The 21,841-nt window shown below is 53.7% G+C and carries 24 protein-coding genes; 3 read left to right on the top strand and 21 right to left on the bottom strand.

Annotated elements, in window-relative coordinates; all coding sequences use genetic code 11:
• Positions 1-260: 260 nt before the first annotated feature.
• On the top strand, positions 261-908 hold the full coding sequence (narP, locus tag ACJHYD_RS01910; RefSeq protein WP_001113637.1) for a nitrate/nitrite response regulator protein NarP: 648 nt from the start codon (positions 261-263) through the stop codon (positions 906-908).
• A 35-nt stretch (positions 909-943) separates the two neighbouring features.
• Here narP and ccmH read toward each other — a convergent pair whose 3' ends face one another.
• From ccmH to napF, 15 genes are read right to left on the bottom strand one after another with little or no spacing between them, the layout of a single operon-like run.
• The gene (ccmH, locus tag ACJHYD_RS01905; RefSeq protein WP_001211558.1) at positions 944-1,996 is read right to left on the bottom strand and encodes a cytochrome c-type biogenesis thiol:disulfide oxidoreductase CcmH; all 1,053 of its coding nucleotides are present in this window, start codon (positions 1,994-1,996) and stop codon (positions 944-946) included.
• Complete coding sequence (dsbE, locus tag ACJHYD_RS01900; RefSeq protein ID WP_000824439.1) at positions 1,993-2,550, bottom strand: thiol:disulfide interchange protein DsbE; 558 nt, start codon at positions 2,548-2,550, stop codon at positions 1,993-1,995. Before dsbE ends, ccmH begins: the two co-directional genes overlap by 4 nt.
• Positions 2,547-4,490, bottom strand: a complete 1,944-nt coding sequence (gene ccmF, locus ACJHYD_RS01895; RefSeq protein ID WP_000982446.1) for a cytochrome c-type biogenesis heme lyase CcmF — start codon at positions 4,488-4,490, stop codon at positions 2,547-2,549. The genes dsbE and ccmF overlap by 4 nt, the downstream gene beginning before the upstream one ends.
• Positions 4,487-4,966 (bottom strand): cytochrome c maturation protein CcmE, encoded by a 480-nt coding sequence (gene ccmE, locus ACJHYD_RS01890; protein WP_001026418.1) that lies wholly within the window; start codon positions 4,964-4,966, stop codon positions 4,487-4,489. The genes ccmF and ccmE overlap by 4 nt, the downstream gene beginning before the upstream one ends.
• The gene (ccmD, locus tag ACJHYD_RS01885) at positions 4,963-5,172 is read right to left on the bottom strand and encodes a heme exporter protein CcmD (RefSeq protein ID WP_000186534.1); all 210 of its coding nucleotides are present in this window, start codon (positions 5,170-5,172) and stop codon (positions 4,963-4,965) included. Before ccmD ends, ccmE begins: the two co-directional genes overlap by 4 nt.
• The gene (gene ccmC / locus ACJHYD_RS01880) at positions 5,169-5,906 is read right to left on the bottom strand and encodes a heme exporter protein CcmC (RefSeq protein ID WP_001295447.1); all 738 of its coding nucleotides are present in this window, start codon (positions 5,904-5,906) and stop codon (positions 5,169-5,171) included. The genes ccmD and ccmC overlap by 4 nt, the downstream gene beginning before the upstream one ends.
• Positions 5,907-5,947: 41 nt before the next feature.
• Complete coding sequence (ccmB, locus tag ACJHYD_RS01875) at positions 5,948-6,610, bottom strand: heme exporter protein CcmB (protein ID WP_000971741.1); 663 nt, start codon at positions 6,608-6,610, stop codon at positions 5,948-5,950.
• The gene (ccmA, locus tag ACJHYD_RS01870) at positions 6,607-7,230 is read right to left on the bottom strand and encodes a cytochrome c biogenesis heme-transporting ATPase CcmA (protein WP_000525568.1); all 624 of its coding nucleotides are present in this window, start codon (positions 7,228-7,230) and stop codon (positions 6,607-6,609) included. Before ccmA ends, ccmB begins: the two co-directional genes overlap by 4 nt.
• Positions 7,231-7,242: 12 nt before the next feature.
• On the bottom strand, positions 7,243-7,845 hold the full coding sequence (gene napC / locus ACJHYD_RS01865) for a cytochrome c-type protein NapC (RefSeq protein ID WP_000528376.1): 603 nt from the start codon (positions 7,843-7,845) through the stop codon (positions 7,243-7,245).
• A gap of 9 nt (positions 7,846-7,854) precedes the next feature.
• Positions 7,855-8,304 carry a nitrate reductase cytochrome c-type subunit gene (gene napB / locus ACJHYD_RS01860; RefSeq protein ID WP_000835177.1) on the bottom strand — a complete coding sequence of 150 codons (450 nt, stop codon included), beginning with the start codon at positions 8,302-8,304 and terminating at the stop codon, positions 7,855-7,857.
• Positions 8,301-9,164, bottom strand: a complete 864-nt coding sequence (napH, locus tag ACJHYD_RS01855; RefSeq protein ID WP_000013506.1) for a quinol dehydrogenase ferredoxin subunit NapH — start codon at positions 9,162-9,164, stop codon at positions 8,301-8,303. Before napH ends, napB begins: the two co-directional genes overlap by 4 nt.
• Positions 9,151-9,846 (bottom strand): ferredoxin-type protein NapG, encoded by a 696-nt coding sequence (napG, locus tag ACJHYD_RS01850; RefSeq protein WP_000091291.1) that lies wholly within the window; start codon positions 9,844-9,846, stop codon positions 9,151-9,153. The genes napH and napG overlap by 14 nt, the downstream gene beginning before the upstream one ends.
• Positions 9,847-9,852: 6 nt before the next feature.
• Positions 9,853-12,339, bottom strand: coding sequence for a nitrate reductase catalytic subunit NapA (napA, locus tag ACJHYD_RS01845; protein WP_000778055.1), 2,487 nt, complete (start codon positions 12,337-12,339; stop codon positions 9,853-9,855).
• The gene (gene napD / locus ACJHYD_RS01840; protein ID WP_000557378.1) at positions 12,336-12,599 is read right to left on the bottom strand and encodes a chaperone NapD; all 264 of its coding nucleotides are present in this window, start codon (positions 12,597-12,599) and stop codon (positions 12,336-12,338) included. The genes napA and napD overlap by 4 nt, the downstream gene beginning before the upstream one ends.
• Positions 12,589-13,083 carry a ferredoxin-type protein NapF gene (gene napF / locus ACJHYD_RS01835; protein ID WP_000686721.1) on the bottom strand — a complete coding sequence of 165 codons (495 nt, stop codon included), beginning with the start codon at positions 13,081-13,083 and terminating at the stop codon, positions 12,589-12,591. Before napF ends, napD begins: the two co-directional genes overlap by 11 nt.
• Before the next feature lie 108 nt (positions 13,084-13,191).
• On the opposite strand from napF, the gene yojO reads away from it, so the two are divergent.
• Positions 13,192-13,356, top strand: a complete 165-nt coding sequence (gene yojO, locus ACJHYD_RS01830; RefSeq protein ID WP_001296837.1) for a protein YojO — start codon at positions 13,192-13,194, stop codon at positions 13,354-13,356.
• Positions 13,357-13,488: 132 nt separating this feature from the next.
• Complete coding sequence (gene eco, locus ACJHYD_RS01825) at positions 13,489-13,977, top strand: serine protease inhibitor ecotin (RefSeq protein ID WP_000849212.1); 489 nt, start codon at positions 13,489-13,491, stop codon at positions 13,975-13,977.
• 149 nt (positions 13,978-14,126) lie between these two features.
• Here eco and mqo read toward each other — a convergent pair whose 3' ends face one another.
• The 6 genes from mqo to ACJHYD_RS01795 form a co-directional block, all read right to left on the bottom strand.
• Positions 14,127-15,773 (bottom strand): malate dehydrogenase (quinone), encoded by a 1,647-nt coding sequence (gene mqo / locus ACJHYD_RS01820; protein WP_000758076.1) that lies wholly within the window; start codon positions 15,771-15,773, stop codon positions 14,127-14,129.
• Positions 15,774-15,990: 217 nt separating this feature from the next.
• Positions 15,991-17,634 (bottom strand): microcin J25 efflux ABC transporter YojI, encoded by a 1,644-nt coding sequence (gene yojI / locus ACJHYD_RS01815; protein ID WP_000422197.1) that lies wholly within the window; start codon positions 17,632-17,634, stop codon positions 15,991-15,993.
• A gap of 75 nt (positions 17,635-17,709) precedes the next feature.
• Positions 17,710-18,360: a DNA oxidative demethylase AlkB gene (gene alkB, locus ACJHYD_RS01810; protein WP_000884957.1), complete on the bottom strand. Its 651-nt coding sequence runs from the start codon at positions 18,358-18,360 to the stop codon at positions 17,710-17,712.
• On the bottom strand, positions 18,360-19,424 hold the full coding sequence (gene ada / locus ACJHYD_RS01805; RefSeq protein WP_000786434.1) for a bifunctional DNA-binding transcriptional regulator/O6-methylguanine-DNA methyltransferase Ada: 1,065 nt from the start codon (positions 19,422-19,424) through the stop codon (positions 18,360-18,362). The genes alkB and ada overlap by 1 nt, the downstream gene beginning before the upstream one ends.
• Positions 19,425-19,497: 73 nt before the next feature.
• A complete protein-coding gene (gene apbE / locus ACJHYD_RS01800; RefSeq protein ID WP_000406119.1) occupies positions 19,498-20,553 on the bottom strand; it encodes an FAD:protein FMN transferase ApbE in 1,056 nt (351 codons plus the stop codon).
• A 111-nt stretch (positions 20,554-20,664) separates the two neighbouring features.
• Positions 20,665-21,759 (bottom strand): porin OmpC, encoded by a 1,095-nt coding sequence (locus ACJHYD_RS01795; RefSeq protein WP_000865539.1) that lies wholly within the window; start codon positions 21,757-21,759, stop codon positions 20,665-20,667.
• Positions 21,760-21,841: the final 82 nt, after the last annotated feature.

Genomic DNA, 21,841 nt, shown 5'->3' with positions numbered 1-21,841 from the left:
TAGCTCCATACCCGGAGTCAGTTTTTAAAAACTGTTTAAAGAAATGCACAAGTATTGTGATTGATTTTTTAGTTGTTTTTCTTGATGAGAAGCTGATGCAAAATTCCGTCTTTATAATGAAAGTGATGCCAAAGCGAACGACAAGGTTGTAGTTTTCGCTACATGTCCATACATAAAATGGGGTAACATTCACGCGCCTGGTAGCGTTACCAACGCTACGCTCAAACATAATGATTCTAATAAAACCTCAGGAGACTACTATGCCTGAAGCAACGCCTTTTCAGGTGATGATTGTGGATGATCATCCACTTATGCGACGCGGTGTTCGTCAGTTACTGGAGCTTGATCCTGGCTTTGAAGTGGTCGCCGAAGCGGGCGACGGCGCGAGCGCAATCGATCTGGCGAATAGACTGGATATCGACGTGATCTTGCTGGATCTCAATATGAAAGGTATGAGTGGCCTGGATACCCTCAATGCCTTGCGCAGGGATGGCGTTACCGCGCAAATTATTATCCTGACCGTATCAGATGCCTCCAGCGATGTCTTTGCGCTGATAGACGCAGGCGCAGACGGTTATCTGTTGAAAGACAGCGACCCGGAAGTGTTGCTGGAAGCGATTCGTGCCGGAGCGAAAGGCAGCAAAGTCTTTAGCGAACGCGTCAATCAGTACTTACGTGAACGTGAAATGTTTGGCGCGGAAGAAGATCCCTTCAGCGTGCTGACGGAGCGCGAGCTGGATGTTCTGCACGAGCTGGCACAGGGGCTGTCAAATAAACAGATTGCCTCGGTGTTGAATATTTCCGAGCAGACAGTAAAAGTACACATTCGCAATCTGCTGCGTAAACTCAATGTCCGCTCACGCGTGGCGGCCACCATTCTGTTCCTGCAACAACGCGGGGCACAATAAAAAATAGCCCGATGGCATCACCATCGGGTCTCTTTTTATTTACTCTCCTGCGGCGACAAATGTTGCATCGCCTGCGCGATACTACGTTCAATCACCGCACGGCGAGTATCGTTGGCAGGTAAGAGTTTCAACATCATCTCCCACGCGGCAACGGCTTCGCCAAATCGCTGCTGCTCAAAGGCGTTAAACGCATACATGCTTAACACACGAATATTGCTATGGTCCGTTCTCACCAACTGGCGCAGCAGTTCGCCGCCGAGGCGGTTGTCGTTGGGATCAGATGAACGTGTCAACGCTTCAGCGTATCCCAGTGCAGCATCGCTGTTCTTCGGATCGAGGCGATACGCAGTAGCGTATGCATCGGTGGCGATACTGGCGTTACCCAGCGCCATGCCAACGCGGCCCAACATAATCCAGCCTTCTATATCTCCCGGATTTTTTTGCAGTTGAGTACGCATCCCCAGCGCAAGGCGCGACATCTCTTCTTCGTTGAGCGGATCGGCTTTCGGATCCAGCGCCCTGTCCAGCAACGCCGGAGCCTGTGCCGTGGCCTGCTGCCAGATTTTCACCTGCTGATAATTGCCAGTCTGGTAGTAGCTGACGCCAGCCACAATTAACGCCACCACAATACCCGGCAGATAAACAATATATCCGGCACGCTTACCTTCCGGCACGCTTTGTTCAGGAAACGCGTCCGGCACCACGCGTACCCGACGCCGCGAACGGGCGTAAATGACCCAACCGCCAATGCCAATAGCCACTACCGGAAGCACCCACAGCAGCACGGTCAGCGGCGTTAACGGCGGATCGTAAGTGACAAAGTTGCCGTAACGCGCCACCATATAATCGACAATCTCTTTTTTACTTTTACCTTCCTGCATCAGTTCATACACTTTCTGGCGCAGGTCGGTGGCAATCATCGAGTTGGAATCGGCAATGCTGTTGTTCTGGCATTTCGGGCAGCGTAGTTCTTCAGTGAGTTGCCGGAACTGCTGCTCCTGCGCTTCATCCTTAAACTGCAACACGTCGATGGTCGCCAGCGCTGAGCCGGAGATCATCAGCATCAGCACGCCCAATAAAAACCTCATTGTGCGGCCTCCTTACTGTATTTCTCCCACAGCGGCTTGATCTCTTCTTCCCAGACGCGAGGATTGAGATCGCCCGCATGGCGATAGCGAATGATGCCGTTGCCGTCGATGAGGAACGTTTCTGGCGCGCCATAGACACCGAGATCCAGTCCTAACATGCCGTCGCCATCAAACAGGCTTAGTGCGTAAGGATTGCCCAGCTCTTTCAGCCAGCTGATTGCCTTCTGGCGATCGTCTTTATAGTTCATGCCGACCACGCGGATGCCCTGCGCAGAAAGCTGATTCAGATATTGATGTTCCGCACGGCAGGTCGGACACCAGGTCGCCCAGACGTTAAGCAGCACTGGTTTGCCCTGAGTCAGCACATCCGCCTGATAAAACTGCCCCGGATTGTCCAGTGATTCGAGGCGAAACTTCGGCACTGGCTTGCCAATGAGCGCCGATTCCAGATTGGTCGGATCATCCCCTTCGGCATTACGCGCCAGCTGCCACAGTAGCGCCGCGGCAATCGCCAGGAAGATAATCAACGGAATTAACAATACTTTGCGCTTCATACAGCCTCCGGCGCAGTTTTCTGCGGGTTCACGCGCTTACGATAGCGAGGATCAAACAGGCACAGCAGCCCGCCCAATGCCATCATCAGCCCGCCCGCCCAAATCCAGCGAACAAACGGTTTGTAGTAAAGACGCACGGCCCACGCGCCGTTTTCCAGCTCTTCACCGAGCGCGGCGTACAGGTCACGCGTGATGCCGCCGTCAATCGCCGCTTCGGTCATCATCGACCCGGCAGTGTTGTAATAACGTTTTTCCGCATACAGCACCGTTTCCGGCTTGCCATCGCGCGTTACGCCGATAGTCGCCACACCGCCACGCCAGTTCGGGCCAGTCACCTCTTTGACATCACGGAAGGTGAAGCGATATTCATGAATATCGACACTATCGCCGGACTTCATGCGCACATCACGCTCAACGCTATAGTTCTGGCTAAAGGCAATACCAACAATTGTCACTGCCAGCCCCAGGTGAGCCGCCACCATTCCCCAATAACTGAAGGTGGTTTTCGTGCCACGTGAAATACGCAGCGCAGCTTCCGCAATTGCCAGCACCGCAATCCAGCAGGCCATTGCCAGGCCGAGCACCGTCATCGCCACAACTTTGCTTTCGAACAGCCACGGCAGCAGCAGCGACAGCACCAGCGTTGAGATGAAGGCGATAATCAATAAATTGCGGATTTTACGTGGGCGATCGCGCCCCCAGCGCACCAGAGGACCGACACCAAGCAGCAGCGCAAACGGCACCATCAGCCAGGTAAACATGGTGTTGAAGAACGGTTCGCCAATCGAAATACTGCCCAGTCCCAGTTGCTTGTGCACCAGCGGCAGCAGCGTCCCCAGTAATACCACCAGCATCGCGGCGACCAGCAAAACGTTGTTCGCTAACAGCAGAGATTCCCGCGACCACAGCGCATTGTTTACGCGTGAGCGAACTTTGTGTCCACGCGCGGCAAACAGCAGCAGCGAACCACCAATCACCAGCACCATAAAGGCGAGGATAAACATACCGCGCGCCGGATCAGACGCAAACGCGTGTACCGATACCAGCACGCCGGAACGCACGAGGAAAGTCCCCAACAGACACAACGAGAAGGCACTGATTGCCAGCAGTAATGTCCACGCTTTGAAGCTGGCGCGTTGTTCAGTGACCGCCAGTGAGTGCATCAGCGCAGTCCCCACCAGCCACGGCATAAACGAGGCGTTTTCTACCGGATCCCAGAACCACCAGCCGCCCCAGCCGAGTTCGTAATAGGCCCATGCGGAACCGAGCACGATGCCGAGCGTCAGGAAGATCCACGCTGCCAGTGTCCACGGACGAGTAAAACGCGCATAAGTGCTGTCCAGACGCCCGCTCAACAAAGAAGCAATGGCAAAAGCAAACGCCACCGAGAAGCCGACGTACCCCATATAAAGCAGAGGCGGATGGAAGATCAGCCCCGGATCCTGTAACAGCGGGTTAAGATCGCGACCTTCAATCGGGAAGTTCGGCAACGTGCGTGAGAACGGGTTAGAGGTAAAGAGAATGAACAGCAAAAAGCCGACGCTGACCATCCCCATTATCGCCAGTACGCGGGCCACAATATCCAGCGGAATACGCTGACTAAAAATCGCCACCGCAAAGGTCCAGCCGCTCATCAGCAGCACCCACAGCAGAAGCGAACCTTCATGCGCGCCCCAGGTAGCCGCCACGCGATACCACACCGGAAGCTGGGTATTGGAGTTGCTGGCAACATAGGTGACGGTAAAGTCGTTGACCACGAAAGCATTGACCAGCACCAGAAATGCGCCAGCCACAGACATAAACAGCAGCCAGGCAAACAAGCGGGAAGACGCCATCATGCGCGCATCTCCGCGCGCCACGCCCCATAGCGGATACACGGACAGCAGCAGCGCAATCCCTAACGCCAGGCACAGCAGCCCGTTACCAATTTCTGGCATCATGATGCTGGGTCCTTATAAACACTCGCCGGGCGACGGTGGTTAGCTTCCATCGCTTTCTCAACTTCTGGCGGCGTGTAGTTTTCATCATGTTTCGCCAGCACTTCTTTCGCGAGGATATGATTGCCTTTTTCCAGCTCGCCCTGCACCACAACGCCCTGCCCTTCACGGAACAGATCCGGCAAAATGCCTTCGTAAGAGACATCCACTGAACCTTCAGCATCGTAAATGGTGAAAGTTACTTTCAGCGAATTGGGATCGCGCTGCACACTACCCGGCATCACCATCCCGCCAACGCGCAGACGCTGACCGACTTCCGGCATTTGCTGAGTTTCACGCTTGCCGTAGAGAATTTCCCCCGGCGTATAAAAGAGATCGATATTCGAGCGCAGCGCATACAGCACCAGACCGATAGTAAGCGCCAGCCCCGCCAAAACGGCACAGGCAATCCACAAGCGGTTTTTACGGCGAATATTCATGCAGCCTCCTGCTGTTGCGCAGCACGTAAACGCGCCTCACGCGCCCGCTGTTGCGCCACGCCACGCAGAATTGCGCGATGCTGCATCACCGAGTGCACGACTAAAATCACCAGCGGAATAACGGTCATCGCTACCGCCAGCCAGACAAAAAAGGCGTAACCGCCCATTGCGAAAAATTCATTCCAGGAAGCAAATGCAGGGGTCATTTACGGCCTCTTTTCAGTATCAGTTCACTCACCCACGGACGGCGTTTTTCCATCAGCAAAATCAAATTACGCATCCGCATCAGCGTCAGCGTGGCAGACAGCAGCAGGAAGCCAAAAATCGACCAGCGCAGCGGCGAACGCATCGCCGGATCGATACTTTGCTGCATCCGCGTTGATCCCTGATGCAGGGTGTTCCACCACTCCACGGAGTAATGAATAATCGGCAGATTCACCACGCCAATCAGCACCAGAATACCTGCCGCACGGCCCGCCAGACGGCGGTCGTCGAAGGCGTGCCACAGGGCAATTACACCAACATACAGAAACAGCAGCACCAGTTCAGAAGTCAGGCGTGCGTCCCATACCCACCAGGTGCCCCACATCGGTTTTCCCCATGCAGAGCCGGTAACCAGGGCAATAAAGGTAAACACGGCACCAATGGGGGCCATCGCCGCTACCGCCAGGTTGGCCATTTTCATCTGCCAGACAAGGCCAATAAACGCCGCCACCGCCATTGATGCATAAATGCCCATCGACCAGATCGCCGCAGGCACATGCAGGTAGATAATGCGGTAGCTATTTCCCTGCTGATAATCAGCCGGAGCAAAGCCGAATCCCCAGATCCAGCCGACGGTAAGCACGACCACACTGGCAATTGCCAGCCACGGTATAAACCAGCCACAGATTTGATACAGCCGTGGTGGGATCGCCAGTTGATGCAGTGTTTTCCACATAGTTTCGATACCAGACTCGAACAAAAATCAGTAATCCAGCGTTATTGAATGCTGATTCGTAACGCTGCCGCCGTCGCAAAAGGACTTAAAGTCGCGGTGCCTGCCAGCAACGCGCCTAAAATTGCCAGATACCCGTCAACGGGCAAATGCATGGAAGCCGCGTCCATCGCGGCGGTGGCAAAGATGAGTAATGGGATAGTCAGCGGTAACACCAGTATGCTGAGCAGCACACCACCGCGCTTAAGTCCCACTGTCAGCGCCACGCCCGGTGCACCGAGAAAGCCAAGCGTAGGGGTTCCCAGCAGCAGCGTCAGCGCCATCACTTGCCAGCCATAAACATCCATTCCCAGTAGCATTGCTACCAGGGGCGAAAGGATAAGTAACGGCAGACCGGTTACCATCCAGTGCGCCATCACCTTCGCCAGCACAACGGCGGGCAAGGGTAACGGCAACAACATCAATTGTTCAAGACTGCCGTCCTGCAAATCGTCACGGAACAGACGCTCCAGTGCCAGCAAGGATGAAAGCAGTGCGGCAACCCAGATAACGCCCGGTGCAATACGCGCCAGCAGTTGCGGCTCCGGACCGATACTGAGCGGAAAAAGGGTAATGACAATCAGGAAGAACCACAGCGGGTTGGCGATTTCGGCGCTATGGCGAAACGCTACGCGCAGCTCAAGACGGAAAATGCGCCAGAACATCATGCGGCCCTCGTTTGCGTCAGTGAAATGCGGCGAATTTTACTTTCAGCAACGTTGAGCGGCTGGTGGGTAGTCAGAATCACAATCCCCCCCTGCTCCGTATGCTGCGCCATACGCTGGGTCAGACGATCGACGCCGTTAACGTCAATCGCGGTAAAAGGCTCGTCGAGGATCCATAACGTGGCACGGGTCAGCCACAGACGCGCTAAAGCGACGCGGCGTTGTTGCCCGGCAGAAAGTTGATTTACAGGAATATCTTCAAATCCGGCAAGCCCAGCCTGCGCCAGGGCTTCCAGACATTGTGCGGTATCGCCATCGCGATGATAAAAGTGCAGATTTTCTAACGCCGTCAGCCGGGTTTTGATCCCCGGCTGATGGCCTATCCATAACAGGTTTTGATGGTAGCTGTCGCGTACCTGATGCAAGGGCTGCCCTTGCCAGAGAACGTCACCCGCATCAGGGCGAGACAACCCCGTCAGCAAACGGAGAAGCGTTGTCTTCCCCGCGCCGTTGCTACCGGTGATTTGTACCCACTCTCCTGCGTTCAGCGTAAATGACAAGCCACTAAATAAGGTTCGTTCATCCCGCTCGCAAAGTAACTCTCTGGCTTCAAGCATACCCACGCAATAACCCTGTTAAAAACCTGGCTCGACTTCGCGCATATCGGGCAGCTTGTGCGCTATCCCTTTATGGCAATCAATACAGGTTTGCCCATCTTTCACCGCCTGGTCATGCATCTTCGCGGCAACCGATTTCTGGGCGGTTGTATCCATATACTCGAAGTTGTGACAGTTACGGCACTCCTGCGAGTTATTGTCCTTCATGCGCCGCCACTCATTCTGTGCCATCGTCAGGCGATGAGCTTCAAATTTCTGCGGCGTGTCAATAACGCCAAAAATTTTACCATACAGCTCTTTACTTGCTTTGAGCTTGCGTATCATCTTCGGCACAAACTCGTGCGGAACGTGACAATCCGGACAGGTCGCACGGACGCCGCTACGGTTGTTGTAGTGCACGGAATCCATGTATTCCTGATACACCGTGTTACGCATTTCGTGGCAGCTAATGCAGAACTCTTCGGTATTGGCTTTTTCCATCCCGGTGTTAAAGCCGCCCCAGAAGACGATGCCGCCAACAAAGCCGATCAACAGCAGCGTCCCCAGCGCCAGACGGCTGGGGGTACGCCACCATTTCCACAGGCGCTTAATCAGACCAGGCTTACGGTCAGAATTTCCCATAATAACCTCTTATTTCCCGTAACCTTTTGACGGGGTAAAGGTATTCCCCACGATTGGCGCGGTATCGGCCTGCGGTACGTGACATTGCAGACAGAAATAACGACGCGGAGCCACTTCCGCGCCCACTTTGCCGTCGCTGTCCATAAAGTGAGTAGGACTGATGCGCGGCGCGCCAGTGGTGCGATAGCTTTCGACACCGTGGCACTGCAAGCAGCGGTTGGTATTGGTCGTTACCTGATAACCTTCAACGCTATGCGGGATCATTGGCGGCTGATTCACATAGTTCAGCGGCATCCGTTCCTGCTCTTTTGGCATCCGAATGGCCCCTTCCTGCGTCCCGGATACTTCCGGCGACTGGCTAAAATCGACGCCATTAGCCGCCCAAACCGCGCCGCTTACCACCAGGGCCAGCATCGCCGTCCATTGACACAGCGCTTTCTTCAGGTCATGGCTTTTCATGATTTCGCTCCCGAACTCCATCGTGTAGTTATTGTAAATACATCCTCAGAACAGACATCCACGCAGCGACCGCACGTCATGCAATCGCGGCTGGTGACCTGCACCGGGCTTTGTTCATCCAGCACCGGGGCACGTAGCACATGCGGTTCCGGGCAAACATGAAAACAATCCATACAGCGGTTACATTTCTGCCGATCGGTGGCCGCAACGGTAATGACACCTTTGCTACCCAGCACGCCATACAGCGCGCCAACCGGACAAATGTGCCCGCACCAGCCGTGTTCAACGACCAGTAGATCAAATAAAAACAGCGCGAGAATAAGCAGCGCGCCGCTGCCGAATCCCATTACCAGACTGCGCCCCATCAGGGAAACGGGGTTGATCCATTCCCAGATGAGCGTGCCGGTTAAGGCCGATCCCAGCAGAATGACCACCAACAGCACGTAGCGAATGTGGCGAGGGATCGTCGCAGACTGATTGAGGTCAAATCGTCTGCGTAACCAGTTCGCTAAGTCGGTAATCGGATTCAGCGGGCAGACCCAGCTGCAAAATAATCGCTTTCCTGCCAGCGCGTAGAGCACGGTGATAATCACCGCACCGGTCAACGCCACCGTGGCAGGCAGATGACCGCTGGCAAGACTTTGCAGCGTCATCAGCGGATCGGTCAGTGGAACGGTGTCGAATAACAGGCTACTGCTGTAGTTGCCGTGCAAGATCCACACACCAAACCACGGACCGCTCAAAAACATCCCCAGCACGAAGAACTGACAAAGGCGACGTAACACCAGCCAACGGTGACTGCGCCACCAGCCTTTTTTCTCCAGCGCCTCGCGCCCGGCGTCACGTTTACGATTTGCCATTGTTCCCCTCCAGCCAGCCGAAGCGGTAATGGTGACCTAACTCCCCTTTCGCCAGTGACAGCGGTAACACCTTGATTGCCGGTTGTTCCAGCACGCACACTTTTTCGCACTTACCGCAGCCGGTACAGGCGTCGCTGTGAACCGTCGGCAGAAAGCGGGCGTGCTTACCGGTACGCGTGTTGCGCTCCAGCTCCAGGGTGATTGCCTCATCAATTTTCGGGCATTCGCGATAACAAACATCGCAGCGCAGCCCCTGAAAGTTGAGACAGTTTTCCTGGTCCACCAGTACCGCCAGCCCCATCCGCGCGTCGTCGATCGATTCGATCTCACGATCCAGCGCACCGCTCGGGCACACTTTGGCGCACGGAATGTCCTCACACATTTCGCAAGGAATATCCCGTGCGACAAAATATGGCGTGCCCGCCGACAGGCCAGAAGCCAGCGTCGCCAGTTTTAAGGTGTCGTAAGGGCAAGCCTGAACACACTGACCGCAACGCACACAGGCACTGGCAAAGGCGTTCTCGTTTATGGCTCCGGGCGGGCGCAACCGCACGCCAGATGCGCGTGCGGTTTGCTGTTGTAACCCCAGCGCCACACCCACGGCAGCCAGCCCGCCAGCTGTGCGAACGACATCGCGCAGAAAGCGGCGGCGACCATTTTGAGGTTTCGCTGACCGGGACATAATGGCTTACACCTTCTCCAGTTTGACCGCGCACTTCTTGAAGTCCGTCTCTTTCGAGAGCGGATCGGTCGCGTCCAGCGTCAGTTTGTTAACCAGCTGTGCGGCGTCGAAGAACGGCATGTACACCAGGCCCTGTGGCGGACGGTTACGACCGCGCGTTTCAACAATCGAGATCACTTCGCCACGGCGAGAAACCACTTTCACTTTGTCGCCACGGCGCAGATCGCGCGCTTTCGCATCCAACGGGTGAATAAACAGGACCGCTTCCGGGAAGGCACGGTGCAGTTCCGGTACACGGCGAGTCATACTGCCGGTATGCCAGTGCTCCAGGACGCGTCCGGTAGAGAGCCACAGGTCGTACTCTTCATCCGGTGCCTCCGCCGCCGGTTCGAACGGCAGTGCGAAGATCACCGCTTTGCCATCCGGTTTACCGTAGAACTTATAGCCTTCGCCCGCTTTCACGTACGGGTCGTTACCTTCGCTGTAACGCCACTGTGTTTCTTTACCGTTCACCACCGGCCAGCGCAGACCGCGCGCTTTGTGGTAGTCATCGAACGGTGCCAGATCGTGACCGTGACCGCGACCAAACCATGCGTACTCTTCGAACAGCCCTTTTTGCAGATAGAAGCCCAGCTCGCGGGATTCATCGTTCAGCTGATCTTCCGCCAGTTCGGATACAGGGTATTTGCTCACTTCCGGGGTGGCATACAGAACTTCGTACAGCGTTTTGCCACGCAGTTCCGGTTTCTTCGCCAGCAGATCTTCCGGCCATACTTCTTCAGTTTTGAAGCGGCGGGAGAACTGGACTAACTGCCAGAGATCCGATTTCGCTTCGCCCGGTGCCTGTACCTGCTGACGCCAGAACTGAGTACGGCGTTCGGCGTTACCGTAAGCACCCTCTTTTTCTACCCACATTGCGGTCGGCAGGATCAAGTCGGCGGCCAGCGCACTGACTGTCGGATACGGATCGGAGACGATGATGAAGTTGCGCGGATCGCGCCAGCCCGGCATACGCTCTTCATTGATGTTCGGCCCGGCCTGCATGTTGTTGGTACACATGGTCCAGTAAACATTCAGCTTGCCGTCTTTCAGCGCACGGTCTTGTGCTACCGCATGCAGACCGATTTTCGCCGGAATGGTGCCGCTCGGGATATTCCACTTCTTCTCGCAGATATCACGATGTTTCTCGTTAGTTACCACCATGTCCGCAGGCAGACGGTGAGCAAAGGTGCCCACTTCACGCGCAGTACCACACGCGGAAGGCTGCCCGGTCAGGGAGAACGGACCGCAACCCGGCTTGGAAATTTTGCCGGTCAGCAGGTGCAGGTTGTAGACCAGGTTGTTGGCCCATACACCACGGGTATGCTGGTTGAAGCCCATCGTCCAGTAGGAGATGACTTTCTTGTTCGGATCGGCATACAGCTGCGCCAGTTGTTCTAACTGGTCTTTCGGCACGCCGGTCATTTCGGCAGTTTTTTCCAGCGTATACTCAGCAACGAAGGCTTTGTAATCTTCAAAGCTCATCGGTTCGGAGGCGTCAGAACCTGGATTCTTCGCTGCTTTTTCCAGCGGATGGGTCGGACGTAAACCGTAGCCGATGTCCGTCGCCCCTTTGCGCAGGTTAACGTGTTTGCTAAAGAAGTCCTGATTTATCGCATTGTTTTGAATGATATAGTTGGCGATGTAGTTCAGGATCACCAGGTCTGATTGCGGCGTAAAGATGATGCCATTATCCGCCAGCTCGAAGCTACGATGCTGGTAGGTAGAAAGCACCGCCACGGTGACGTTCTGGTTAGAGAGACGACGGTTAGTGATGCGCGACCAGAGGATCGGGTGCATTTCCGCCATGTTCGCGCCCCACAGCACAAACGCATCAGCCTGCTCGATGTCGTCATAGCAGCCCATCGGCTCATCCATACCAAAGGTACGCATAAAGCCAACTACCGCCGACGCCATACAGTGACGCGCGTTCGGGTCGATGTTGTTCGAACGGAATCCCGCTTTAAACAGCTTGGACGCGGCATAACCTTCCCAGATAGTCCACTGACCAGAACCGAACATACCGATCGATTCCGGCCCTTTTTCTTTCAGGGCGGTTTTGAATTTCTCTTCCATCACATCGAAGGCTTGATCCCAGGTGATTGGGGTAAATTCGCCTTCTTTGTCATATTTACCGTTTTTCATACGCAGAAGCGGCTGCGTCAAACGGTCTTTACCGTACATGATTTTGGGCAGGAAATAGCCCTTAATGCAGTTCAGACCACGGTTAACCGGTGCGTCCGGGTCGCCCTGACAGGCCACCACACGCCCCTGCTGCGTTCCGACCAGAACGCCGCAACCAGTACCGCAGAAACGGCACGGCGCTTTATCCCATTTAATGGCTTCCTGCTGACCAACAACGGCGCGGGCAACGCCCGGCACGCTGAGACCGGCAGCCGCCGCAGCGGCCGCAACGGCGTTAGCTTTCATAAAGCTACGACGACTGAGTTTCATGGTGTTTCCTCACCTTGCTCTTCCTGCTGGTGATAAACCAGCGACACCGCCAGCACGCCCTCTACGTTGCGTACTGACTCAATGGTTTGAATCAGCGTTTCGCTGTCTTCTGCTTCCACCACCACAATCAACTGACCGCTCGGCGCGTCGCTGACAGCAACTTCACAGCCGGGAAAGGCGTTCAGTTGGGTGCTGATGTCTGAAATTCGTTCGCTTTTGGCCTGCACGACCAGGCTGCAAACTTGCCAGTTAGTGTGCATGGAGATACTCCGCAGTTATGGCTGATACCGGACAGCTGGCTGCACATGCTCCACATCCGTTGCAAAGTTGGCTATTAAGTTGCGGCTGGTAGATCCCGGAGAGCGTCGGGCGAAAGATAATTGCCATTGGCTCACAGCTATCCTGACAGCGGCGGCATTCAACTGTTTGATACGCCAGGCACGCCTCCCCGATGGTGAACAGCAAATCCCAGGCCCTGGTGTGGCGCGGAGAAAATAGCGATTCGGGGCAAGCCTGCGCGCAGGCGTAACAGAAGCTGCACTCGTTATTTTTGAAATTAACACTCGGATAGCCACCCGCGCCGCGTTGCAGAATGTTGTTTTCACAAGCATTAATACAGGCGTCGCAGCGGGTGCAATGGGTCAGAAAATGAGATTCATCACCGGACCAGGGCGGACGGATACCGTTACTGGCTTTGCGCCAGCGACCAGTGAGTATGCCCCGACGGGATGCATCAATCTTCACATTGACCTTCCATCATTAACGCGCTCTGAAAATTGAGAGCGACCAAATAAACCGCATAATTAATAAGCCATTTTTATAGCCGCTAAGATATTAAAGGATGTGTCAAAGATGCATACCCCGATCGGGGTAAAACCTGTAGCAGGATCAAAAGAGTGGCGGGAAGCGTGGCAAAAACGGGCTTTTGCTCACATTTCAAATGGTTATAAACATATTTATATAGCGATTAATTCACCAGAAATATTTCTGTTGGTTTGCTCTCTCATCAGAATTTAACACTAAAAGAGCAGGTAAAATTATCTGAATGTTCTTTAAGTTATTCATAAAGCAAATTAATAAATCTGATGAATATGTTAACCTTCAGCGACATCATCGGTGAAAACCTATAAATGAAGAAGGAAAGCAAAAATGAAGACCATTCTACCTGCAGTATTGTTTGCCGCTTTCGCCACCACCTCCGCCTGGGCGGCAGAGAGCGTCCAGCCACTGGAAAAAATCGCGCCTTATCCGCAAGCTGAAAAAGGCATGAAGCGTCAGGTGATTCAGTTAACCCCGCAAGAAGATGAATCTACCCTGAAAGTAGAACTGTTAATCGGTCAGACGCTGGAAGTCGATTGCAATTTGCATCGTCTCGGCGGGAAGCTGGAAAGCAAAACGCTGGAAGGCTGGGGCTATGATTATTATGTCTTTGATAAAGTCAGTTCCCCGGTTTCGACGATGATGGCCTGCCCGGATGGCAAGAAAGAGAAGAAATTTGTCACCGCGTATCTGGGCGATGCCGGAATGCTGCGTTATAACAGCAAGCTGCCGATCGTGGTGTATACGCCAGACAATGTGGATGTGAAGTACCGCATCTGGAAGGCGGAAGAGAAAATTGACAACGCGGTAGTCCGCTAAACTGCCGTGAAGTGCTCCACCCCGTAGGTCGGATAAGGCGGTCACGCCGCATCCGACATCTAACGCCCAAGCCGGTTGCCTGATGCGACGCTGGCGCGTCTTATCAGCATACGCCACATCCGGCATACCATGCCGGATGTGGCACATCATTACAACGCAATATCCGCCACTTCTTTTTGAACGGGTTGCGGTTTCAACTGCGGTTTCGGCGTACTATCTGCTGCTTGCGGTTTGTCGTATTTCAGCCCCAGCACTTCGCTGGTGTACTGCAACTCGCGCTCCGTTGCCGCTACATCACCGTTCAGCTTGCGTCCATAAGACGGAACGATCGCCTTCAACGTTGCCTGCCATTGCGGGCTGGAAACGCGATCGCCAAATACTTTTTCCAGCAGATTCAACATAATCGGCGCGGCGGTTGACGCACCTGGCGATGCCCCCAGCAGCGCGGCAATAGTCCCTTGCTGGTCGCTGACCACTTCGGTACCCAGACGCAGTACGCCACCTTTCTCGGCATCACGCTTGATAATCTGCACACGCTGCCCCGCTTGCCACAAACGCCAGTCCTCTTTTTTCGCCTGCGGATAGTACTCTTTCAACGCTTCAAAACGATCCTCTTCACTCAACATCACCTGACTCACCAGATATTTCACCAGATCGAAATTATCCAGCCCAACGTGCATCATCGGCATCACGTTAGAGGTGGTGGTGGAACTCATCAGATCCCACAATGAACCGTTTTTGAGGAATTTGGTTGAGAAGGTGGCAAATGGCCCAAACAGCACTACGCGTTTACCGTCCAGAACACGGGTATCGATATGCGGAACCGACATCGGTGGTGCGCCAACGGATGCTTTACCGTAAACCTTCGCCAGATGGTGATTAACCACGTCCGGGTTTTCCGAAACAAGGAACTGTCCGCCCACCGGGAAACCGGCGTAGTCTTTCGCTTCCGGAATACCCGATTCCTGTAACAACTTCAGCGCCGCACCGCCCGCGCCGATAAAGACAAATTTAGCGCGGATGTTCTGTGCAGTGCCGTTTTTCAGATCGGCAACAGTGACGGTCCAGGTGTTATCGTCATTACGCTTTAGGGCGCGGACTTCGCTGCTGAGTTGCAGCGAAAAATTAGATTTCTTCTGCAAGGAAGCAATTAACTGGCGGGTGATCTCGCCATAGTTCACATCAGTACCGATTTCCGTACGCGTGGCTGCCACTTTCTGTTGCGGATCGCGCCCTTCCATCACTAACGGTGCCCACTCTTTGATCTGCGCGTGATCTTCAGAGTAACGCATACCACGAAACAGCGAGCTTTGTTGTAACGCGGCGTAACGGGCGCGCAGGAAATTGACGTTATCCTCGCCCCAGACAAAGCTCATATGCGGAACGGTATTGATAAATGAACGCGGAGTACGCAGCACGCCGCGCTCGACCTGGTGCGCCCAGAACTGGCGGGAAATCTGGAATGCTTCGTTAATGGCGACTGCTTTTTCAATACTGATGCTGCCATCGGCGTTTTGCGGAGTGTAATTGAGTTCCATCAGTGCAGAATGCCCGGTTCCGGCGTTGTTCCAGCCGTTCGAACTCTCCTGCGCGACACCCTCCAGGCGCTCCACCATGGTCATCGACCATTCAGGCTCCAGCTCGCGTAAATAGGTCCCCAACGTGGCGCTCATAATGCCGCCGCCAATCAACAGTACATCAGTTTCCTGCTCCTCGGACGCTTTCGCTTTTGCCGCCATCGAAACGGCATTAAGGCCCACGGCCATCGAGAAGAGCATGGCAGTCACTTTTTTCATCTTGTTAATGCCTTACTTTTAGTCGCTTTATTGCAGGTGAGATTTGCGCGGCATCAACGGTAACACTTAAGTAACAACATTTAAATAATGTTTATAAATTATATTCTATTTTTAGAAACATTATAATTTCGTTGATTAATTATAGGGTTATTAGAAACGAAGGGATTTTTAGAATATTGACCTGGCAGCAGCAGTCCGCCAGGTCAGCGTCGAAATATTATGCCGTCCGGGCAACGGCATCACGCGAAGCAGCATCGCGCTCTTCGCCTGTCAGCTCGCTAAGTAGCCCGTTGCGCATTTCCAGCAGGCGGTCGGCGTGGATAAAGTAATGATCATCATGACTGATGGCGAAAATAGTTTTACCCATCTCCTGCATCAGCGGCAGCAACACCTGATAAAACTCACGACGGAAGTGTGGATCCTGATCCGCCGCCCATTCATCCAGCAGGATAATATCGCGTTCTTCTGCCAGCGCCAGCAACAGCGCGACGCGTTTTTTCTGCCCTTTTGATAACTTCAGGTTAACAATACGCCCGTTGCTTAACTCAAGCTTATGAGCCATTTTCAGCTGCACCAGCCACTTCTCAATCAGTTGCGGGTTAGCGGGTTGACCCTCCGGCCCCAACAGTTGATCGAACAGCCAGACATCGGTAAACACTGCCGAAAACAGTTTGCGATAATCTTCCGGTTGTTCGCCGCTGACAGGGTTGCCATCCAGCAAGATTTCGCCGCTTTGTGGCTGATACAAGCCCGTCAGCAACATCGCCAGCGTCGATTTTCCGCTACCGTTGCCGCCAATCAGAAACAGCAGCTCGCCACGTTTGATGGTGAGGTTAATCGGCCCAACGGAAAACGCGTTATCCTGATAAGCAAACGTCACGTTACGCAGCTCCAGCGTTTGCCAGTTGGGAAACGCCTGTGGGCGCGGAAACTCTGCTTTGAAAGGCGCGAGTGCGAATTTGTTCAGCTTGTTAAACGCCACCTGCGCCGTCAGCAGCGTCGGTAATGCACCAACCGCCGAAAGCAGCGGCGTACGCAGGAATAACAGCGTCAACGAATAGGTCGCGGCAACGTTGGTATCAGCCCAACCGAGACTGTTCGCCATCCAGAACACCAGACCGATTGCGCCCAGCATCATGATGTTTGACCAGTTCACGGCACTAAGATGGAAGGTGTCTGCGCGGATAATATGATGGCGATACTCTTGCGCATCAGGAATGTAGAGGTTGTTAAACACATACTCGGCGCGTTCCCGGTTCAGAGTCAGCTCTTTGCGCCCTTCGAGTACGGTTTGAAAATCCGTGTACAGCTTGTCTTCGGTTTCACGCAGGGTCGCCATATGTTTGTACACCCGCGCCACCAGTATAAAACCGCCCCAGATGGTGACTGCCATCCAGATAGCCGTTACCAGCAACATTTTGCCCGACAGCATCCACAAGTACGCCGCGGAACCGATAGTGAGGATGATCCCCTGCACCAGTTCCGGCAGACGCACAAAAGCAATGGTGATATTGCGCACATCGCTGGTTAACCCCGCCAACAACGAGGCGCTACCAAGTTGTTCAATGCGCTCGACGTGGGTATCGAGAATTCGCTTGATAAATTCACTACGCAGTCGGTAAACGAAGTGATGCCCCAAAGTGGTGAGCGCCAGTTGCGATCCGAGAGTGACGGCCATCAACAGCAGCAATAACCCCAGAAACTCCGGCAACACCAGCAGACTGGTATCCGCCGTTTCGATAAGGCGCTGATTGATAAAAGCAATTAAGCCAATGCCTAATGCCGCACTGGCGAGGCTTAGCGCCATCACACTGATAAATGGCCAGCGATACTGCCGCCAGACAAGTACAAGAAGTTCCATGCAGAAAACCCGGACAATGAATTACAGCCCGCAGTTTAAACATCTTCGCGCGCACAGCAATAATAATTCTTATTTTTATTCTTTTTTACCTGCCTGACGGAATGTCAGGTTGTAGCGGCAGTCGGTGGTGAGTGGATGAAACCCCGCTTTCAACGGTTGAATCCCATGATAAAACAGCCGCGATTCACCGCCCCATACCACCACATCGCCATGTTCCAACAACAAACGTTTTAGCGGATCATTTCGTTTCAGGCCGCCAAATTGAAAAATCGCGGGTAAGCCCAGAGAAACAGAAACAATCGGCGCGCGCAGATCCGGTTCGTCTTTATCCTGATGCAGCGACAGTTTCGCGCCAGGAGCGTAGCGGTTGATAAGACAAGCATCTGGCTGGAAATCTGGATAGCCCGCCGCCGTAGCCGCACGTTGACATAAATCATGAAAGCTTTGTGGCATGGCGGGCCACGGTTTATTTGTTTGCGGATCAATGGGCGAATAGAGATAACCTTGCCGATGGGTCGTCCAGCCCAGATGCCCACAGTTGGTCATCGCCACCGACATAGTATATCCCCCGGGGGTGACCATCTGGCGAAACGGCGACTGGCTGGCAACGTCATTAATATCGCGGATCAGTTGCTCCGCAGCATTAAAAGCAAAACGCCGTAAAATTACCGCACCAGCCGCCAGTGGCTCTTGCCACGGTTCAGCATCGGCAAACAGATCCAACATTACCTCTCCTCATTCTCAGCTTCGCGGCGCAGCAGTTGCGCTTTACGCGACACGCCCCAGCGGTAACCTGAAAGTGTGCCATCACCACGGACCACTCGATGACAGGGTATTACGATAGCCAGCTTGTTGGCGGCACAGGCGCTGGCAACGGCCCGTACCGCTTTCGGTTTGCCGATGGCGTTAGCCAGTTGCTGATAACTGACGGTTTCACCGCAAGGTATCGTGCGCAGTGCCTGCCAGACTTGTTGCTGAAAAGCAGTGCCGCGAATATCCAGCGGTAACGTCAGCGGCGTATCGCGTTGATTGAGGCTGGCGATCACGTCACGCACATGTTGTTGAAACGTCAAATCGGCAGGCGCGTTGTCGGCAGCGGGAAACATCTGCTGCAACTCGCTGATTAATGTCGCGTCATCATCGCCCAGCAATATCGCGCAAATCCCCCGCTCGCTTTCAGCCACCAGGCAACGGCCCAGTTCACAATCAGCCAGCGCATAACGCACAGCCAGATTTTCACCTCCGTGACGAAACTGTTTAGCCGTCATGCCCAACGTTTCGTCGGCTTTACGGTAGTAACTGCTGCTGTCGGGGAATCCAGCGTTAAGAATAGATGTAGTCACGCTCTCCCCTTTCGCCAGCGAGTCGCGTAAACGGCGAGCACGCCATGCCTGTTGCCAGGCTTTCGGCGTCATTCCGGTAGTCGCTTTAAACAATCGATGCAAATGGAACGGACTCATCGCCACCTGGTCAGCTAAGGCTTCCAGCGTTACAGGCGTTTCCTGTTCCAGCAGTCGGCAGGCGTGGGTAATTTTATCAAGGCGATGTTGCTGGGCATTGGCTTTATCTGGCTGACAACGTTTGCAGGGGCGAAAGCCAGCGGCAAGCGCCTCGCTGGCATCCGTATAGAAAGAAACGTTTTCCCGCAAGGCATGTCTGGCGCGGCAAGACGGACGGCAAAAGATACCCGTGGTGCGCACGGCGAAAACGAATTCGCCGTCGGCGTTCGGGTCGCGTGCTAAGACAGATTGCCAGCGTTGATCGTCAGTTAAGCGTGTGGCGTTTTTCATAATCAGCTCCCTGGTTAAGGATAGCCTTTAGTCTGTCCGGTCACCATCACACAAAAACCAACAATCTTGCGCTTTAATTTTTTTCGCTCACCAGGAAGCTTTTAAACTGCGGCGACATCCAGGTTTTAAAGCTATCGCCCTCTTTGGTGATCATATAAACCGCCAGCCCTTCCCGGCGAACAACCTCTTTGGCTTTCTCTGGCCCGAGCACCATCAAACCTGTATCCCAGGCGTCGGCTTCCAGCGCCGTCGGTGCAATCACCGTCACGGATACCAGATTATGCTCGATAGGTCGTCCGGTTTGCGGATCGATAACATGAGAAAGGCGTTTGCCGTCCAGTTCGTAATAGTTGCGGTAGCTGCCGGAGGTGCTGATACCGTGGCCGTTGATATCCACCACCGCCTGAACTGCGTTTTCTTTATCGGTTGGTTTTTGAATCGCCACTCGCCACGGCTGGCCTTCACCGTTCATACCACGGCTGTTCAGCGCCCCGCCCACCGACACCAGGTAGCGAGAAATACCTTCCTGCTCCATCAAGCGTGCCAGGTGATCCGCCGCATAACCTTCACCGACAGTGGAGAGATCGACATATAAATCCGGCAGGTCTTTTTGCAGATATTGCTGATGCGACTGATTAATGACCGACAGGTGCTGTAAGCCGGTTTTGGCTTTCATCGCATCGATCTGTTCCTGGCTCGGAATTTGAACCGGCTGTTGTTCCGGGCCAAAGCCCCACAGATTCACCAGCGGCCCGACGGTTATATCCATCGCACCATCGGTCCTTGCGCCAATGCGCAGCGAGGTGGTGACGATATCGGCCATCGCTTCACTTACCGGCCACGGCGATAAACTTTGCGAGTCGTTAAATCGCATCAGCGCGGAATCTTTTTTATAGGTCGAAAGCAGCTGATCGTCGGCGTCCAGCTGGGTCTGAATCTTTTCTTTAAGTTCGGCACTGCGTTTGGCGTCAATGCCCGGAATGCTGGCACGCCAGAAGGTACCCATGGTTTTGCCTTCAAGAACGGTAACTTCAGTAGCGTGGGTTTTGGCGGGTTGTGTTTTTTGATCGCAACCAACAAAGAAGAGCGCGGCAGCCAGCAGTGCCACGCGGGTAAAGCTTATTTCCATACGTGATTATCCTCATGCGAACGGTCGCAAGAGTACACCAAAAAACTGTGTTTGTACGCTGAAAACAATGAAAAAAGGGCCCGCAGGCCCTTTGTTCGATATCAATCGAGATTAGAACTGGTAAACCAGACCCAGAGCTACGATGTCATCAGTGTTGATGCCAGCGTCACGGGTGAAGCGGTTGTCGTCCAGCAGGTTGATTTTGTAGTCAACGTAGGTGGACATGTTTTTGTTGAAGTAGTAGGTCGCACCAACATCAACATATTTCAGGATATCTTCGTCGTCGTAGCCACGACCCAGGTTTTTACCTTTAGACTGCAGGTAAGCCAGGGACGGACGCAGACCGAAGTCGAACTGGTACTGAGCAACAGCTTCGAAGTTCTGTGCTTTGTTCGCCCAACCCAGGGAACCTACGCGAGTTGCGTTGTAGGTCTGGGTGTACTGAGCAGCCAGGTAGATGTTGTTAGCGTCGTATTTCAGACCACCAGTGTAGGTTTCAGCACGGTCGCCAGTACCGATCAGGCCAGTGTTGTTCTGATCCCAGGTACGTTTGGAGCTGGAAACTGCAGCACCGATACCAAAGCCTTCATAATTGTAAGTAATAGAACCACCAACACCGTCACCGTTCTGCTCAAATACATCATCACGGCCATTAGTGGTCATACCTTCGCCATGAGCACTACCGTTTTTACCCTGATACTGAACAGCAAAATCAAGACCGTCAACCAGACCGAAGAAGTCGGTGTTACGGTAGGTCGCGAAACCGTTACCACGCTGCTGCATGAAGTTATCAGAATCGTAGGTATCACCACCGAATTCTGGCAGTACGTCGGTCCAGGAAGTAACATCGTAAACAACGCCGTAGTTACGACCATAGTCAAAAGAACCAACGTCCTGGAATTTCAGACCAGCGAATGCCACACGGGTCCAGGAACTATTGTCACTTTCAGGTTCGTTACCTTGAATCTGATATTCCCACTGACCATAACCGGTCAGTTGATCAGTAACCTGAGTTTCACCTTTGAAGCCAAGACGCATGTAGGTCTTATCGCCATCTTTAGAGTCGTTATCGGAGAAATAGTGCAGGCCGTCAACTTTACCGTACAGATCTAATTTGTTGCCGTCTTTGTTGTAAATTTCAGCAGCGTTTGCTGCGCCTGCTACCAGCAGAGCTGGGACCAGGAGGGACAGTACTTTAACTTTCATGTTATTAACCCTCTGTTATATGCCTTTATTTGCTTTTTTATGCCACTGCATACTGATTAACCCTCATTAATCAGTCGGCAGG

It is taken from the genome of Escherichia sp. WS1368, from assembly GCF_046487485.1.
GTDB lineage: Bacteria > Pseudomonadota > Gammaproteobacteria > Enterobacterales > Enterobacteriaceae > Escherichia > Escherichia coli.
The sequence above is the reverse complement of the archived record's forward strand: the minus strand, read 5'-3'. Positions and strand labels throughout refer to the sequence as shown.